The organism is Roseovarius nubinhibens ISM (assembly GCF_000152625.1).
Lineage (GTDB): Bacteria > Pseudomonadota > Alphaproteobacteria > Rhodobacterales > Rhodobacteraceae > Roseovarius > Roseovarius nubinhibens.
Genome location: NZ_CH724156.1, coordinates 2501679 through 2516451 on the forward strand (window position 1 = coordinate 2501679; position 14773 = coordinate 2516451).

The following is a 14773-nucleotide window of genomic DNA, read 5'->3' on the forward strand; positions in this document are numbered from 1 at the left end:
ATGGAATTCGATCTTGCGTTCATCTGGGCCGGTCTCATCGCCTTTTCGGTGCTCACCTATGTCATTCTCGATGGGTTTGACCTTGGGCTTGGCATCCTCTTTCCCTTTGCCAAGAGCGACCGGGACCGCGATGTGATGATGAATTCGGTGGCGCCGGTCTGGGATGGCAACGAGACCTGGCTGGTGCTCGGGGGTGGGGGGCTTTTTGCCGTGTTTCCTTTGGCTTATGCGATCATCATGCCGGCGCTCTATATGCCGATCATCCTGATGCTGCTGGCGCTGGTGTTTCGCGGCGTGTCCTTTGAATACCGCTGGCGCACGACGCGCTGGCGCAAGGTCTGGGACGCGGCATTCTTTGGCGGTTCGACCATTGCGGCGCTCTGTCAGGGGATCGCGCTCGGGGCGTTGGTGCAGGGGATCGAGGTCAGCGAACGCGCCTATGCGGGCGGCTGGTTCGATTGGCTGACACCGTTTTCGATCCTCACCGGTGTGGCGGTGGTGGTGGGCTATGCGCTCTTGGGCGCGGCCTGGCTGGTGATGAAGACGGCGGGCGAGGTGCAGGCGCAGATGCGTGGCTTTGCCGTCTATCTCGGGGCGGCGACGCTTGGCCTCATCGGGGTGGTAAGCCTGATGACGCCGTTTCAGGACCCGGTCTATCTGCAACGCTGGTTCAACCTGCCCGGAAGCCTCTGGACCATGGTGGTGCCGCTGCTGATGCTGGTGCTGACATGGCGGTTCTTTGCCTCGCTCAAGGCCGAGAAGGATCACGAGCCGTTCTTTGCGGCGCTGGGGATTTTCGTGGTGAGTTTCATCGGCATCGGGATCAGTTTCTATCCGATGATGGTGCCGCCGAGCGTCACCATCTGGCAGGCCGCCGCGCCGGATGTGAGCCTTGGCTTTGCCCTCGTGGGGGCGGTGGTTCTGGTGCCGCTGATCCTTGGCTATACCGCCTATGCCTATTGGGTGTTTCGCGGCAAGGTCGACCCGGAAGAGGGCTATCACTGATGGGCGCGCGGCTGCGCAAGGGGGCGTGGTTCGTGGCGCTCTGGCTGGCGGGGGTCGCGGCGGTGGGGGTCCTGGCCTTTGTGATCAAGCTCTTTCTCTGAGCACCTGAACGGCGCGCAAGAAAAAGGCCGGGGCCGCGAGGGGCGCCCGGCCTTCATCCTGTCGGATCAGGCGGTTAGAAGGGGAGCTTCATGTCCTTGGGCAGGCCCATGCCTTCGGTCAGCTTGCCCATTTCTTCCTGCGCCTTGTCGCTGGCCTTGCCCTGCGCGTCCTTGATCGCGGCGAGGATCAGGTCTTCGACCACTTCCTTGTCATCGGTGTTGAAAATCGACGGGTCGATGTCGAGCGATTTGAGCTCGCCCTTGCAGGTGGCGACGGCCTTGACCAGACCGGCACCGCTTTCGCCGGTGACGGTCATGCTGTGCATTTCTTCCTGCAGATTGGCCATTTTCTGCTGCATTTCCTGGGCGGCCTTCATCATCTTGGCCATATCGCCCATCTGGCCCAATCCCTTGAACATGTGCTGTCTCCGCTGGTTTTGCTGAATTGCGTGCTTGGGCTCTAGATACGGGTCCGCGCCGCCCGGGACAAGGGCGGGGCGTGCCCGGCGGTGCGATGCGCGGATCGTGGCATGGGCGGCTCAGTCGTCTTCGAACGGGTCCCATTCCTCGTCGACCTCGGGCAGGGCGTCGGCCTGCACCTCTTGGGCGATGGCGTCGGGGGTGCGGATGTCGAGGATCTTGGCGCTTGGGAAATTGGCGATAACCGCCTGAACCAGCGCGTGTTTCTTGGCCTCGGCCTCGAGCGCGAGCCGGGCGGCGTCGCGTTTCTCGGCGATGGTTTCATCGCCGCCCTCGGCGACCACGGTCACTGCCCAGCGGTTGCCGGTCCAGCGTTGCAGGGCGGAGCCGAGTTTCTGGGCGAGATCGGGGGCGGCGTCTTCGGTGGGGGCGAATTCGATCCGGCCGGGGCGGTAGGCGGCGAGGCGGAGGCAGTTTTCCACCTCGACCAGCAGTTTCACATCGCGGTTGGCGCGGATGAGTTCGATCACATGCTCAAAGCTCGGGTAGCGGGCGAGGGCCTGATCGGCGGCGAGCGCGGTGGCGGTCTGGGCGCTGCCGGAGCCGGAGCCCGAGCCCGAGCCAGAACCCGAGGCGGAGGCGGTGGGCGCATAGCCGGATCCGCCTGTCGGCATCGCGTCGGTATCCTGTCGGTAAGACGACGGTGCGCCGGAGGGGGCCTGAGCGCTGCCCTGAGCGCCGCCAGAGGGCGCGCCTGCGCCGGGGCCGGGGCCATTGGGGCCTGGGCCGGAATTGGGGCCGGGGGCCGGGGGCTGGGGCGTCGATTGCAGGCGGCGCAGCAGGTCCTCGGGGCTTGGCAGATCGGCGACATGGGTCAGCCGGATCACCGCCATTTCGGCGGCCATCATCGTGTTGGGCGCGGCGGCGACCTCTTCGAGCGCCTTGAGCAGCATCTGCCACATCCGGGTCAGCACCCGCATCGGCAGCGCCTCGGCCATCTGCTGACCCCGGGCGCGTTCATCGGGGCCGATGGTCGGGTCTTCGGCGGCCTCGGGGGTGATCTTGACCACCGAGACCCAATGGGTGACCTCGGCCAGATCGCGCAGCACCGCCAGCGGGTCGGCCCCGTCGGCATATTGCGTGCTGATCTCGGTGAGCGCGCCGGCGGCGTCGCCCTTGAGGATCAGATCGAAGAGATCGAGCACCCGCCCCCGGTCGGCGAGGCCGAGCATGGCGCGCACCTGTTCGGCGGTGGTTTCACCCGCCCCGTGCGAGATCGCCTGATCGAGAAGCGAGGTGGCGTCGCGGGCCGAGCCTTCGGCGGCGCGGGTGATCAGCGCCAGCGCGTCGTCGGAAATCTGGGCCTGTTCGGCATCGGCGATGCGGCGCAGCAGGGCGATCATCACCTCGGGTTCGATGCGGCGCAGATCGAAGCGCTGACAGCGCGACAGAACGGTGACCGGCACCTTGCGGATTTCGGTGGTGGCGAAGATGAATTTCACATGTTCGGGCGGCTCTTCGAGCGTTTTGAGCAGCGCGTTGAAGGCGCTGGTCGAGAGCATGTGAACTTCGTCGATGATGTAGATCTTGTAGCGGGCCGAGGCGGCGCGATAGGCGACGCTGTCGATGATTTCGCGGATGTCGCCGACCCCGGTGCGCGAGGCGGCGTCCATTTCGAGCACATCGACATGGCGGCCTTCCATGATGGCGGTGCAATGTTCGCATTGGCCGCAAGGTTCGGTCGTCGGGCCGCCATTGCCGTCGGGGCCGATGCAGTTCATCCCCTTGGCGATGATCCGCGCGGTGGTGGTTTTGCCGGTGCCGCGGATGCCCGTCATGATGAAGGCCTGCGCGATGCGGTCCGCCTGAAACGCGTTTTTCAGGGTGCGCACCATGGCGTCCTGGCCGACGAGATCGGCAAAGGTTTCGGGCCGGTATTTCCGGGCGAGGACCTGATAGGCGCCGCTGGCGGTATCCTGCATGAAGATGTCCTGACGGGATTCGTGAATGGATCGCCCCCCAAGTTAAGACCTGCGCGGCGGTTGGTCCATGGGGGTCTCGGTCGGGACGTAGGTCGGGGGGCTGGGCGGGGGGCTGGCCTGTGATCTGGCGGAGCGGTCAGAGCCCCCAGAGCACCGCGCCGGTGGCCAGTGTCGCCACCGTCATCACCGAGGTGATCAGGGTGAAATTCTTGGTCGGCATCGAACAGGCGTCGTTTTCCGACAGCCGGTCGAGCGTCTTATGCGCTTGCCGTCGCGCCGCCCAGAAGATCACGATGGCGGTGAGCAAAAAGAGCGTCGCCACGAGTTTCGCGGCCCAGGTCGGATCGAAATCGCCGAACACCGCCTTGAGCGCGATGGCCACACCGACCGAGCCGAGCCCGGTGCCCATCCAGGAATTGAACGTGCGCTCATTGGCCATGATGGTGCGGTCCTCGGCCCAGTTGGTGCGCAAGGTGGCCTTGTCCGTGTTGGAGATGTCGTCGTCGCTGGCCATGAACCGATGCCTTGTGAGGTGCCGTAGATAATGGCGCGTTTGCGCTCGGGGTCCAGAGGCGGGGCGCGCAGGGCGGTTTGACCGGGGCGCGGGTTGCCCCATCTTTTGGTTGGTGATGGGCCCGCGCGGGCGTATCGTGACGGCGTATCTCTGTCAGACCTTGGGGGGTCACATGCGTTTGAGAAATATCCGGGGCAGCCGGAATATCGAGGATCGCCGCCGCAGCGGGGGCGGGGCCGAGGCCGGGATCGGCGGTGTCGGTCTTTTGGTGGTGCTCGCCATCGGCTATTTCGCGGGGATCGATGTGACGCCGCTCTTGCAGGGGCAGGACCCCTACGCCCAAGGCCAATCGGGGCGCGCGCCGACGGCGGAAGAGGAACGCGCGGCCGAGTTCACCTCGAAGGTGCTGGCCACCACCGAGGAGGTCTGGGCCGATCTCTTTCGTGAGCAGCTCGGCCAAGAGTATCGCCCGCCGGTTCTGGTGCTCTATTCCGGGGTGACGCAGAGCCCCTGTGGCGGGGCCTCGGGGGCGACCGGGCCGTTCTATTGTCCGGCGGATCGCAAGGCCTATCTCGACACCGCGTTTTTCGCCACGCTGGCGCAGCGGCTCGGGGCGGGGGGCGATTTTGCCGCCGCCTATGTGATCGCCCATGAGGTGGCGCATCATGTGCAAAACGAGCTTGGCATTCTGGGGCAGGTCAATGAGGCGCGGCAGGCCAGCGGCGAGGCGCGGGCCAATGCGCTTACCGTGCGGCTCGAATTGCAGGCCGATTGCCTGAGCGGGGTCTGGGCGCAGGCGGTGGGCGGGCTGCTGGAGCCCGGCGATATCGACGAGGCGCTGAATGCGGCGCGGATGATCGGGGACGATCATTTGCAGCGCAGCGCCGGGCGGGTGCCGCAGCCCCATACCTTTACCCATGGCACGTCGGAACAGCGCTCGGGCTGGTTCACCAAGGGCTATCGCAGTGGCCGGATGCAGGCTTGCGACACATTCGGGGCCGATCGGCTCTGACCCGGCGATGAGCGTGGTCATCAAGGCGTTGCAGGTGGCGGGCGGGATCGTCGCGATCTGCCCCTGTCCCGGCGGCGACGGCGAGTTCGACGCCGACATGGCGCATATCCGCGACTGGAAACCGGCGCTGGTGATCAGCCTGACGCCAAGCGCGGAAATGGCGGCGCTGGGCTGTGCCGATCTGGGTGCGCGGTTTATCGAACAGGGCGCGCGCTGGCTGCATTTTCCGATCGAGGATTTCGGCGTGCCCGGCGAGATCGACACCAAGACCTGGGGCGAGATCGAGGCGCGGGCGCTGGCGGCGCTGCGCGGCGGCGGGCGGGTGCTCATCCATTGCCGCGCCGGGCGGGGCCGGTCGGGGATGATCGCGCTGCGGCTGATGATCGCGGGCGGCGAGCGGCCGGTGGCGGCGCTCAAGCGGTTGCGGGCGGTGCAGCCCGAGGCGGTCGAGACGCCGGGGCAGATGAACTGGGCCACGGGTAAGCACGGTTAACCGCGATTTTACCGGAATCAGCCATCCTGGGAGCCACTGGAATGGAGGCACCCATGCGGATCAACCTGAGAATGTTCAGCCTGCTCTTGCTGCTCTCGCTGCCGGTGGTGGCGCTGGCCGCCATCTGGGAGGCGGGCCGACCGGAGGTGGCCTATCGCGGCTGGTCCTCTCCGTGAGCGATGGACCGGCCCCGGCGCGGCGCGCCGGGCGGCGATAGGGCCGAAGGGGGCCGTTTGTCGCGGCTTTGCCCCCGCCTGCCGGGCAGAACCGGGCAGAACCGGGCGAAAGCCCCTCGCACGGCGCGGATGTCTCGCCTATAACTCCGGCGAGACATTTGGGGAGTCGTCATCATGTCAGGGGAATTGTCGCCCATCGATCAGGCCAAATTCGTCGCCGCGAAGAAGGCGGTGGAATATGTCGAGGACGGCATGCGCGTCGGGCTCGGCACTGGCAGCACGGCGGCCTGGATGGTGCGATGCCTTGGCGAAATGGTGCGCGAGGACGGGCTGCGCATCAAGGGCGTGCCGACCTCGACCCGGACCGCCGCGCTGGCGCAGGAGTTGGGCATCGACGTGGTCAGTCTCGACGAGGCCAAATGGCTCGACCTGACGATTGACGGGGCGGATGAGTTCGATGGCGAGCTGAACCTGATCAAGGGCGGCGGCGGCGCGCTCTTGCAAGAAAAGATCGTGGCCACCGCCAGCGACCAGATGATCGTGATCGCCGATGTCGGCAAGGAGGTCGAAAGCCTCGGGCATTTCCCGCTGCCCATCGAAGTGATCCCCTTTGGCTGGCAGACGACCCGGGCGCTGGTCGAAGAAATGCTGGTCTCGATGGATGTGCTGGGCCGCGACGTGACGCTGCGGATGAGCGGCGACCGGCCCTATGTGACCGATGAGGGCAATCACATTCTCGACCTGCATCTCGGCCGGATCGGCAACCCGCGACAATTGTCGATGGTGCTCAATCAAGTGCCGGGGGTCGTTGAAAACGGGCTATTCATTGATATCTGTGACATTGTCTGCGTGGGCTATGGCGATGGCCGCGTGGAAGTGCGGGACATCAATGACGGCACGGTGCGCCAGGACCGGCTCGATTTCGTGGAAAGCGACAATCTGTTCTCGGACCTGTCGGACTGAGCCCGCGCCGGTTGGCGTGCCTTGGCAAAGCGGCTAGGGTCCGGATGAGACAAGCGACTGCGCCGGGCCGAGGGGCCGGGCCTTGGGAGGAAGATGATGAGTTTCGACTATGACCTGTTCGTGATCGGGGGCGGTTCGGGCGGTGTGCGCGCGGCGCGCGTGGCGGCCCAGACCGGGGCCAAGGTCGCGCTGGCCGAAGAAGACCGCTATGGCGGCACCTGCGTCATCCGCGGCTGTGTCCCGAAAAAGCTCATGGTCTATGCGAGCGAGTTTCCCGGCGCGATCAAACAGGCGGCCGAATATGGCTGGACCGTCCATGCCGGCGGCTTTGATTGGGGCGCGTTCCGCAGCAAGCTTCATGCCGAGCTGGACCGGCTCGAAGGGGTCTATCGCAAGATCCTCGGCTCGAACGGGGTCGAGACCTATGATGCGCGCGCCACGGTCAAGGATGCCCATACGGTACGGCTCTCGACCGGTGAGGAAAAGACCGCCAAGCATATTCTGGTGGCCACCGGCGGGCGGCCCGTCAAACCGGATATGCCCGGCGCCGAACATGGCATCACCAGCAACGATATTTTCCATCTCGAAGAGCTGCCGAAATCTGTTCTGATCATCGGCGGCGGCTATATTGCCTGCGAATTTGCCGGTATTCTCAACGGGATGGGCGTGCAGGTCACGCAGTATTATCGCGGCGCGCAGGTGCTGCGCGGCTTTGACGACGAGGCGCGCGGGCTGGTGGCCGACGAGATGATCCGGGGCGGCGTCGATCTGCATCTCGGCACCAATATCCTCGAGCTGGAGCCGCGCGATGGCGGCATCTGGACCAAGGCCACCAATGGCAGCGAGAAGATCTTTGACAAGGTGCTTTTCGCCACCGGGCGGGCGCCCAATACCGAGGGGCTCGGCCTTGAGGAGCTTGGGGTCGAGCTTGGCCGGGGCGGCGAGGTGAAGGTCGATGAGTATAGCCAGACCGCGGTGCCGTCGATCTATGCGATCGGCGATGTGACCGACCGGGTGAACCTCACGCCGGTGGCGATCCGCGAGGGCATGGCCTTTGTCGAGACCGTGTTCAAGGGTAACCCGACGCCGGTCGATCACGAGCTCATCCCGACCGCGATCTTCACCCAGCCCGAGATGGGCACCGTGGGGCTCAGCGAGGAAGAGGCGCGTGAGAAAGAAGAGATCGAAGTCTATGCGACCTCGTTCAAACCGATGCGCGAGAGCTTTGCCGGGCAAGAGGAACGCGTGCTCATGAAGCTCATCGTGAGCCGTGCCAATCGCAAGGTTCTCGGCTGTCACATCGTGGCACCGGGGGCGGGCGAGCTGATCCAGATGGTCGGGATCGCCGTCAAGATGGGCGCAACCAAGGAAGATTTCGACCGGACCGTGGCGGTGCATCCGACCATGTCCGAGGAACTGGTGACCATGAAGGAACCCGTGCGCCGCGCTTGATTTTCGCGCGGTCATATACAGGTATGAAGAGCGCCCGGGACAGCGTAGAGCAGGGCGAGTGGATGAAAAAGGAAGGTTTTTGATGGCTGGACATTCTGGCGGCCCATGGGGCGGCGGACAATCGGGCGGCGGTGGCAACCGCGGCAACAACGGCGGAGGCGGCGGCAACAATGGCGGCGGCCGCAAGCCCCCTGAAGGTGGCGGGTTGCCCGAGATCGACGATCTGGTTCGCAAGGGTCAGGATCAGCTGCGCGTCCTCATGGGCGGCAAAGGCGGCGGCAATGGCACGCGCGGCCCCCGGGGCGGCGCAGGCGGCCCCGGCTTTTCGCGCGGCACCGTGGGCCTCGGTGTTCTGGCGGTGATCGGGCTCTGGGCCTTTTCCAGCTTTTACACGGTCAAACCCGAAGAGCAGGGCGTCGAGCTCTTCCTTGGGGAATACAGCAACACGACCGGTCCCGGTCTCAACTTTGCGCCCTGGCCCCTGGTCACCGCAGAGGTGATCGCGGTGACCCGTGAGCAGAGCGAAAACATTGGCGTCGGCCCGCGCGGCAGTGAAGCCAATCTGATGCTCACCGGCGACGAGAATATCGTCGAGATCGATTTCCAGGTGGTCTGGAACATCAACGACCCGGCGAAATATCTGTTCAACCTGCAGGATCCGCAGGCGACGATCCGCGCGGTGAGCGAAAGCGCCATGCGCGAGATCATCGCGCAATCCGAGCTGGCCCCGATCCTCAACCGGGACCGTGAATCGATTGCCGACCGGCTGCAGGATCTGATCCAGCTGACGCTCGACAGCTATGACAGCGGTGTGAGCATCATCCGGGTCAACTTTGACAAGGCGGACCCGCCGGAGCAGGTGATCGACGCCTTCCGCGACGTTCAGGCCGCGGCGCAGGAACGTGACCGTCTCGAGAAACAGGCCGATGCCTATGCGGCAAAGGTTCTCGCCGAGGCGCGCGGTGAAGCGGCGCAGACGCTCGAGGTGGCCGAGGGCTATCGCGCCCGTGTGGTCAACGAGGCCGAGGGTGAGGCGAGCCGGTTCTCGGCGGTTCTGGGCGAATATGAGAAGGCCCCGAACGTGACCCGCAAGCGTCTCTATCTCGAAGCGATGGAAGATGTTCTCGGCGGGATGGACAAGATTATCCTGGACGAAACATCGGAGGGGGGCAGCGGCGTCGTGCCTTATCTGCCCCTGAACGAGCTGCGTCGCTCGGGAGGTGAATGAGATGAGCAAGTTGAAGTATCTTTTCCCGATCCTCGTGATCGTCGTCATCGGCGCCCTGTCCTCGATCTTTATCGTGGACGAGCGTGAAAAAGTTCTCGTCATGCAGTTTGGCAAGGTGGTCAAGGTCAAGGAAGACCCCGGTCTCGGCTTCAAGATCCCGCTGGTGCAGGAGCTGGTGCGCTATGACGACCGTATCCTGAGCCGCGATGTCGGGCCTCTCGAGGTGACGCCGCTCGACGATCGTCGTCTGGTGGTCGATGCCTTTGCCCGCTACCGGATCCGCGATGTGCAGACCTTCCGTCAGGCGGTCGGTGCCGGGGGCATTCCGCTCGCCGAGCAGCGGCTTGATTCCATTCTGCGCGCCAAGACGCGGGAAATCCTCGGGTCGGTCAGCTCGAACGATATCCTGAGCACGGACCGGGCGGCGCTCATGCTGCGGATCCGCAACGTCGCCATTCGGGACGCGCAGGCGCTCGGGGTCGAGATCATCGACGTACGGCTCAAGCGGACCGACCTGCCGCGCGAGAACCTCGAAGCCACCTTTGCCCGGATGCGGGCCGAGCGCGAACGCGAAGCCGCAGACGAGGTGGCGCGCGGTAACGAGGCGGCGCAGCGGGTGCGCGCCCAGGCCGACCGGACCCAGGTCGAGATCGTGTCGGACGCCAAGCGTCAGGCCGAGATCATCCAGGGTGAGGCCGATGCCAAGCGCAACGCCATCTTTGCCGAGGCCTTTGGCGCGGATGAGGAATTCTTTGAATTCTACCGTTCGCTCAATGCCTATCGCGAGGCGCTCAAGGGCGAGAACTCGACCATGGTTCTGTCACCGGACAGCGAGTTCTTTAACTACTTCAAGAGCGACAGCCCCCGGCAATGATCGGGGTTGCCGCACTTGCCCTCGGGCTTGTCTTATTGGTGGAGGGGCTGGCCTATGCGCTGGCCCCTTCGCTTATTGAGCGGATGCTGGTGGTGTTGCGGCAACTGCCGATTGACCAGCGGCGTCTGATGGGGTTGGCTGCGATGGCGCTGGGGCTCGTTCTGATCTGGCTCGGCAAGAGCCTCGGGGCGTGAGCCCGGCGGTTCTGTGGGGCCCGGGCGCACAACCGGCGCGGTTTTGCCGAGGCGTGGGCTTCACAGCGTCGTGACTGGACCATTGTGACTTTGTTATCTTTGGATGACACCCTACATAGAGACGAGAGACATCGGCCGGAGACGGATCGGAGACCGATCTTCGGCAAGATGAGCTGGCAGTTTTCAAGAGGAGGAAAGCGTGAGAGCCCTTGCCCTAACCGCGAAACATGAAACGACGAGCGCCATGCGCGCCCTGTGGTTCTGGGCCGTCGCCCTGGCCCTGGTGCTGGCACAGACCCTCGCGGCGCAGGCCCGCCCCGAGAGCTTTGCCGATCTGGCCCAGAAGGTCAGCCCGGCGGTGGTCAACATCACCACCTCGACCGTGGTCGCCGCGAATACCGACACGCTTCCCATGGTGCCCGAAGGCTCGCCCTTTGAGGATTTCTTTCGCGAGTTCCGGGATCGCAATGGCGGCGAAGATCAGCCGCGCCGGACCTCGGCGCTGGGCTCGGGCTTTGTCATCAGCGAGGACGGGTTCATCGTCACCAACAACCATGTGATCGAGAGCGCCGATGAGATCATCATCGAGTTCTACGAGGGCGGCGAGCTTAAGGCCGAGGTGATCGGCACCGACCCCAAGACCGATATTGCGCTGCTCAAGGTCACGGCGGATGGGCCGCTGCCTTTTGTCAGCTTTGGCGACAGCGACACGGCGCGGGTTGGCGATTGGGTGATGGCCATGGGCAACCCTCTCGGCCAAGGGTTTTCGGTCTCGGCCGGGATTGTTTCGGCCCGCAATCGCGCGCTGAGCGGCACCTATGACGACTATATTCAGACCGATGCCGCGATCAACCGGGGCAACTCGGGCGGGCCGCTGTTCAACATGAGCGGCGAGGTTGTCGGCGTGAACACCGCGATCCTGAGCCCCAATGGCGGCTCGATCGGGATCGGTTTCTCGATGGCGTCGAATGTGGTGACCCGCGTGGTCGAGCAGCTCAAGGAGTTCGGCGAGACCCGCCGCGGCTGGCTTGGGGTGCGCATTCAGGACGTGACCGAGGATGTGGCCGAGGCGATCGGGCTTGAACAGGCGCGCGGCGCGCTGGTCACCGATGTGCCGGAAGGTCCGGCGATGGACGGCGGCATGAAATCCGGCGACGTGATCCTGAGCTTTGACGGCAAGGATGTCGAAGACACCCGCGGTCTCGTCCGGCGCGTTGGCAATGCCGAGGTCGGCAAGGCGGTGCGCGTCGTGGTGTTCCGCGATGGCAAGACGACGACGCTCAAGGTGACGCTGGGCCGTCGCGAAGAGGCCGAGGGCACCGTGCCCGCCGCGCAGACGCAAGATGCCGAAGATCCCGCCCCGGTGGAGCGCGATGTTCTGGGTCTGACGCTCAGCGAGATGAGCGATGAGCTGCGTCAGCAACTGGATCTCAAGCCCGAGGCCAATGGTCTCGTGGTGCGTGATGTCGATCCCGAGAGCGAGGCCTATGAAAAGGGCCTTCGGGGCGGCGATGTGATCACCGAAGCCGGCCAGCAGAGCCTGGCCACGGTCGAAGATTTCGAAACCCGTATCGAAGACGCGAAAGAGGCGGGGCGCAAATCGCTGCTGCTTCTGGTGCGTCGGTCCGGCGAGCCGCGTTTCGTGGCCTTGTCGCTGGACGACGAGTAACGGTCGAGGGGCAGCGGCTTTACAAGCCAGCAACGGGGAAGGCGTCGCGCGAGCGGCGCCTTTTTCGCGTCAGTGGCCCATGGGTTCGCATGGATAGGCGCGGGCCGCAAAACAGCCGGGTGCGGCATTGTGCAGATCGACAAAGGCGATGTCGGGACGGGCGAGCAGCGTGGTCAGGATCGGCCCGCAATCGCCGCCCTGCGCGAGCTCTGCCGCCTGCATCATGCCCGCCTCGTCGAAGCCGCGCAGCGACAGCATCCGGCAGGAGAGCGCCGGGGGGATGTCGCCCGGGGCGGGGCGGGCCTCGGGCGCGGTTTCGCGCAGGTAGATCGCGTGGCGCGCCGCATAGGGCGAGGCGATGTCGAGATGCTGGTAGTTCAGCAAGAGCAGCGTTTCGCCGGCACGCGCGTCCTCGAGGCTGATCCGGCAGGGGTAGCCATGATCGGCCTCGGCGGTGACGCGGTGGATCGCGCGTTTTGCCAGCGCGGCGTCGGTGAGGGCGAAGAGCGGCGCAAAGCGGGCGCGGGGCAGGGCGGTGATCTGAAAGGATTGAAAGGACATGGGCGGGGCTCCTATGGCGGTGTCCCGGCCAATCTGGCGGGGCTGTCGCCCTCGGGCGACCCGGTTCCTGCGCAAATCCTGCGAGGTCTAGAGCTACGAAAAACGGCGCCGCGAGAGGCGGCGCCGTTCAAGGCCGATGGCATGGGGGCGGGGGTTATTCCGCCGGCTGTTCAGCCACGCCGTATTTCTCGCGCTTGTTGTCCATCCAGAGCGCCTTGATCAGCGAGATGCACATCAGCCCCATGACCATGGTGAAGGGCAGCGCGCCGATGATCATCGCGTTTTTCAGCGCGTCGAGCGGGTTGTTTTCGCCCGCCGCCAGAATCAGCGTGCCGATCACCAGCGTCAGGATGATGCCCCAGACGATGCGGTGACGGATCGAGGTTTCCTGGCTGCCGCCCGACATGATCGTGTTCATCACGAGGATGCCCGAGTCGGCCGAGGTCACGAGGAAGGTCATGATCAGCACCACGCACATCACCGTCAGACCCTGCAGCAGGCCGCCGTCGATCATCTGACCGAGCGTCGCGAAGAGCTGATTGGTTTGCGATGCGCCGGTGATCGCGCCTTCGGCCACGCCCGAAAGTTCGAGATCGATCGCGGTGCCGCCGAGGATGGTCATCCAGGCAAAGCAGACCAGCGCCGGTGCGAGAACGCAGCCGATGATGAATTCGCGCACGGTGCGGCCTTTGGAGATCCGCGCCAGGAAGAGACCGACGAAGGGCGAGAAGGCAATCCACCAGGCCCAGTAGAAGGTGGTCCAGCCCGACTGCCAAGCGAATTGGCGACCGGCGTTGCCCGCCTCGTAGACGGCGGCGAGTGTGGCTTCGTCAAGCTCGGCTGCGGCGCCCTCAAGACCACCGGTGAAGCCAGCAAAGCTGCCCCAGGGGTTGGTGGCGCCGGCATAGAGCTGATCGGCCAGCGGGCGCGCGGCTTCGGGCAGGGCTGCGGCGAAGGCGTCGGCCGATTGCGGGCCATAGGCGTTGAAGCTCAGCGAGGCGAAGTTCAGGATGTAATCCACCAGAGCCGAGCCATAGGTCGTCATGGCAAAGGCAAAGGAGCCAAAGACCACGAAGGTTGCCAGCAGGATCAGCGACAGCACGAGGTTGAGGTTCGACAGGTATTTCACCCCACGCCCCACGCCCGAGACCGCCGACAGGATCGACAGGAACATGATGGCCAGAAGCGCGGCGATCAGGCCGGTTTTCGTGGGCACCGGAACTTCGTCCGTGCTGACCATCCATTCCATGCCGGTGATGGCATAGAGACCGTCGACGAACTGGCTCACGCCAAAGCCGATGGTGACCGACACGCCGAGGATCGTGGCAACCACGCCGAGCACGTCGAACACATGGCCGAGAAAGCCGTTCAGCGCGCTGCCAAAGATCGGCGTCAGCGCCGAGCGGATCGTCAGCGGCATGTCACGGGTATAGGCGTAATAGGCCAGGCAGAGCCCGGTCACCACATAGATCGACCATGCGTGAAACCCGTAATGCGCAAAGGTCCAGCGATAGGCCCCGGTGAGCGCCTCTTCGGTGTTGGGCGCAACCTCGCCGGCGATCACCAGAGGGTTCGAGCCCCACAGGCCGAGCGGCTCGGCGGTGGCAAAGACCATCAGACCGACGCCGAGACCGGCACCGAACATCATCGAGAACCAAGAGAAGGTCGAGAACTCGGGCCTTTCGCCCTCGGTGCCCATCAGCTTGCTTCCGGTGGCGGGCAGCACGGCCAGCACCAGCAGGAAGAAGGCAAAGAAGCCGACGATCACGATGTAGAACTGGTTGAAATACTGGAGCAGCGCGCCGTTGATCTTGCCCAGCATGCCATTGGCATTGGCCGGGAAGGCCAGCGCCCAGACCACCAGCAAAACCATGATCCCCTTGGAGACCAGTGCGATGGGCAGGCTGTTGTTTTCGTAGAATCCCGAATCCTGTGTCTTGATCTCGAGATCGGTAAAAGGCGGTTTTACACTCATACCTTCTGTCCCCTATTTGTTAGGATTTTTCTGGTTAACGTCTCTCTCGGGCAGCCTGTTCCTCCCTTTTTGAAAGGCTGCCGGCGGAGAGGGAATTTGGTCAGTGGCGCATAGTCTTCCATGCGGCACATGCCGTCATGTGGCGGTGAACGGC

At 64.8% G+C, this 14773-nt stretch carries 16 protein-coding genes; 11 read left to right on the forward strand and 5 right to left on the reverse strand.

Going from position 1 to position 14773, the window contains the following annotated elements; all coding sequences use genetic code 11:
• Both cydB and ISM_RS11915 read left to right on the forward strand, forming a co-directional pair.
• Complete coding sequence (gene cydB / locus ISM_RS11910) at nucleotides 1-1005, forward strand: cytochrome d ubiquinol oxidase subunit II (protein ID WP_009814427.1); 1005 nt, start codon at nucleotides 1-3, stop codon at nucleotides 1003-1005.
• Nucleotides 1005-1106: a lipoyl synthase gene (locus tag ISM_RS11915; protein ID WP_009814428.1), complete on the forward strand. Its 102-nt coding sequence runs from the start codon at nucleotides 1005-1007 to the stop codon at nucleotides 1104-1106. The genes cydB and ISM_RS11915 overlap by 1 nt, the downstream gene beginning before the upstream one ends.
• Nucleotides 1107-1180: 74 nt before the next feature.
• On the opposite strand, the gene ISM_RS11920 is transcribed toward ISM_RS11915, so the two are convergent.
• The 3 genes from ISM_RS11920 to ISM_RS11930 all read right to left on the reverse strand — a co-directional run bounded on the left by ISM_RS11920 (nucleotide 1181) and on the right by ISM_RS11930 (nucleotide 4022).
• A complete protein-coding gene (locus tag ISM_RS11920; protein ID WP_009814429.1) occupies nucleotides 1181-1525 on the reverse strand; it encodes a YbaB/EbfC family nucleoid-associated protein in 345 nt (114 codons plus the stop codon).
• A 120-nt stretch (nucleotides 1526-1645) separates the two neighbouring features.
• Nucleotides 1646-3508 carry a DNA polymerase III subunit gamma/tau gene (locus ISM_RS11925; protein ID WP_009814430.1) on the reverse strand — a complete coding sequence of 621 codons (1863 nt, stop codon included), beginning with the start codon at nucleotides 3506-3508 and terminating at the stop codon, nucleotides 1646-1648.
• Between the two features lie 136 nt (nucleotides 3509-3644).
• Nucleotides 3645-4022 (reverse strand): DUF202 domain-containing protein, encoded by a 378-nt coding sequence (locus ISM_RS11930; RefSeq protein WP_009814431.1) that lies wholly within the window; start codon nucleotides 4020-4022, stop codon nucleotides 3645-3647.
• 172 nt (nucleotides 4023-4194) lie between these two features.
• Here ISM_RS11930 and ypfJ point away from each other — a divergent pair, with 172 nt between their 5' ends.
• From ypfJ to ISM_RS11970, 9 genes are all read left to right on the forward strand, one after another.
• Nucleotides 4195-5034 (forward strand): KPN_02809 family neutral zinc metallopeptidase, encoded by an 840-nt coding sequence (gene ypfJ / locus ISM_RS11935; protein WP_040618508.1) that lies wholly within the window; start codon nucleotides 4195-4197, stop codon nucleotides 5032-5034.
• A 7-nt stretch (nucleotides 5035-5041) separates the two neighbouring features.
• Nucleotides 5042-5527 (forward strand): phosphatase domain-containing protein, encoded by a 486-nt coding sequence (locus ISM_RS11940; protein ID WP_009814433.1) that lies wholly within the window; start codon nucleotides 5042-5044, stop codon nucleotides 5525-5527.
• A 41-nt stretch (nucleotides 5528-5568) separates the two neighbouring features.
• On the forward strand, nucleotides 5569-5703 hold the full coding sequence (locus tag ISM_RS18605) for a hypothetical protein (protein ID WP_009814434.1): 135 nt from the start codon (nucleotides 5569-5571) through the stop codon (nucleotides 5701-5703).
• A 174-nt stretch (nucleotides 5704-5877) separates the two neighbouring features.
• Nucleotides 5878-6666, forward strand: a complete 789-nt coding sequence (gene rpiA / locus ISM_RS11945; RefSeq protein WP_009814435.1) for a ribose-5-phosphate isomerase RpiA — start codon at nucleotides 5878-5880, stop codon at nucleotides 6664-6666.
• A 96-nt stretch (nucleotides 6667-6762) separates the two neighbouring features.
• The gene (gene gor / locus ISM_RS11950; RefSeq protein WP_040618510.1) at nucleotides 6763-8118 is read left to right on the forward strand and encodes a glutathione-disulfide reductase; all 1356 of its coding nucleotides are present in this window, start codon (nucleotides 6763-6765) and stop codon (nucleotides 8116-8118) included.
• Nucleotides 8119-8200: 82 nt separating this feature from the next.
• Nucleotides 8201-9346: an FtsH protease activity modulator HflK gene (gene hflK, locus ISM_RS11955; protein WP_009814437.1), complete on the forward strand. Its 1146-nt coding sequence runs from the start codon at nucleotides 8201-8203 to the stop codon at nucleotides 9344-9346.
• A gap of 1 nt (nucleotide 9347) precedes the next feature.
• Nucleotides 9348-10220 carry a protease modulator HflC gene (gene hflC / locus ISM_RS11960; RefSeq protein ID WP_009814438.1) on the forward strand — a complete coding sequence of 291 codons (873 nt, stop codon included), beginning with the start codon at nucleotides 9348-9350 and terminating at the stop codon, nucleotides 10218-10220.
• Entirely contained in the window at nucleotides 10217-10414 is a 198-nt protein-coding gene (locus ISM_RS11965; RefSeq protein ID WP_009814439.1) for a DUF2065 family protein, read from the forward strand. The genes hflC and ISM_RS11965 overlap by 4 nt, the downstream gene beginning before the upstream one ends.
• Before the next feature lie 244 nt (nucleotides 10415-10658).
• A complete protein-coding gene (locus ISM_RS11970; RefSeq protein WP_009814440.1) occupies nucleotides 10659-12083 on the forward strand; it encodes a DegQ family serine endoprotease in 1425 nt (474 codons plus the stop codon).
• 69 nt (nucleotides 12084-12152) lie between these two features.
• Here ISM_RS11970 and ISM_RS11975 read toward each other — a convergent pair whose 3' ends face one another.
• Together ISM_RS11975 and ISM_RS11980 are read right to left on the reverse strand one after the other, a co-directional pair.
• Nucleotides 12153-12644, reverse strand: a complete 492-nt coding sequence (locus ISM_RS11975) for a DUF1203 domain-containing protein (RefSeq protein ID WP_009814441.1) — start codon at nucleotides 12642-12644, stop codon at nucleotides 12153-12155.
• Between the two features lie 154 nt (nucleotides 12645-12798).
• The gene (locus tag ISM_RS11980; protein ID WP_009814442.1) at nucleotides 12799-14619 is read right to left on the reverse strand and encodes a BCCT family transporter; all 1821 of its coding nucleotides are present in this window, start codon (nucleotides 14617-14619) and stop codon (nucleotides 12799-12801) included.
• Between the last annotated feature and the right edge of the window lie 154 nt (nucleotides 14620-14773).

What these genes read in the sequence shown, in the direction of transcription:
- ISM_RS11970 (WP_009814440.1), top strand. Translation starts at nt 10,659, where the DNA reads ATGCGCGCCCTGTGGTTCTGGGCCGTCGCCCTGGCCCTGGTGCTGGCA.
- ISM_RS11930 (WP_009814431.1), bottom strand. Translation starts at nt 4,022, where the DNA reads ATGGCCAGCGACGACGACATCTCCAACACGGACAAGGCCACCTTGCGC.
- ISM_RS11925 (WP_009814430.1), bottom strand. Translation starts at nt 3,508, where the DNA reads ATGCAGGATACCGCCAGCGGCGCCTATCAGGTCCTCGCCCGGAAATAC.
- ISM_RS11980 (WP_009814442.1), bottom strand. Translation starts at nt 14,619, where the DNA reads ATGAGTGTAAAACCGCCTTTTACCGATCTCGAGATCAAGACACAGGAT.
- ISM_RS11915 (WP_009814428.1), top strand. Translation starts at nt 1,005, where the DNA reads ATGGGCGCGCGGCTGCGCAAGGGGGCGTGGTTCGTGGCGCTCTGGCTG.
- cydB (WP_009814427.1), top strand. Translation starts at nt 1, where the DNA reads ATGGAATTCGATCTTGCGTTCATCTGGGCCGGTCTCATCGCCTTTTCG.
- hflK (WP_009814437.1), top strand. Translation starts at nt 8,201, where the DNA reads ATGGCTGGACATTCTGGCGGCCCATGGGGCGGCGGACAATCGGGCGGC.
- gor (WP_040618510.1), top strand. Translation starts at nt 6,763, where the DNA reads ATGAGTTTCGACTATGACCTGTTCGTGATCGGGGGCGGTTCGGGCGGT.
- rpiA (WP_009814435.1), top strand. Translation starts at nt 5,878, where the DNA reads ATGTCAGGGGAATTGTCGCCCATCGATCAGGCCAAATTCGTCGCCGCG.
- ISM_RS11920 (WP_009814429.1), bottom strand. Translation starts at nt 1,525, where the DNA reads ATGTTCAAGGGATTGGGCCAGATGGGCGATATGGCCAAGATGATGAAG.
- ISM_RS11975 (WP_009814441.1), bottom strand. Translation starts at nt 12,644, where the DNA reads ATGTCCTTTCAATCCTTTCAGATCACCGCCCTGCCCCGCGCCCGCTTT.
- ISM_RS11965 (WP_009814439.1), top strand. Translation starts at nt 10,217, where the DNA reads ATGATCGGGGTTGCCGCACTTGCCCTCGGGCTTGTCTTATTGGTGGAG.
- ypfJ (WP_040618508.1), top strand. Translation starts at nt 4,195, where the DNA reads ATGCGTTTGAGAAATATCCGGGGCAGCCGGAATATCGAGGATCGCCGC.
- ISM_RS11940 (WP_009814433.1), top strand. Translation starts at nt 5,042, where the DNA reads ATGAGCGTGGTCATCAAGGCGTTGCAGGTGGCGGGCGGGATCGTCGCG.
- ISM_RS18605 (WP_009814434.1), top strand. Translation starts at nt 5,569, where the DNA reads ATGGAGGCACCCATGCGGATCAACCTGAGAATGTTCAGCCTGCTCTTG.
- hflC (WP_009814438.1), top strand. Translation starts at nt 9,348, where the DNA reads ATGAGCAAGTTGAAGTATCTTTTCCCGATCCTCGTGATCGTCGTCATC.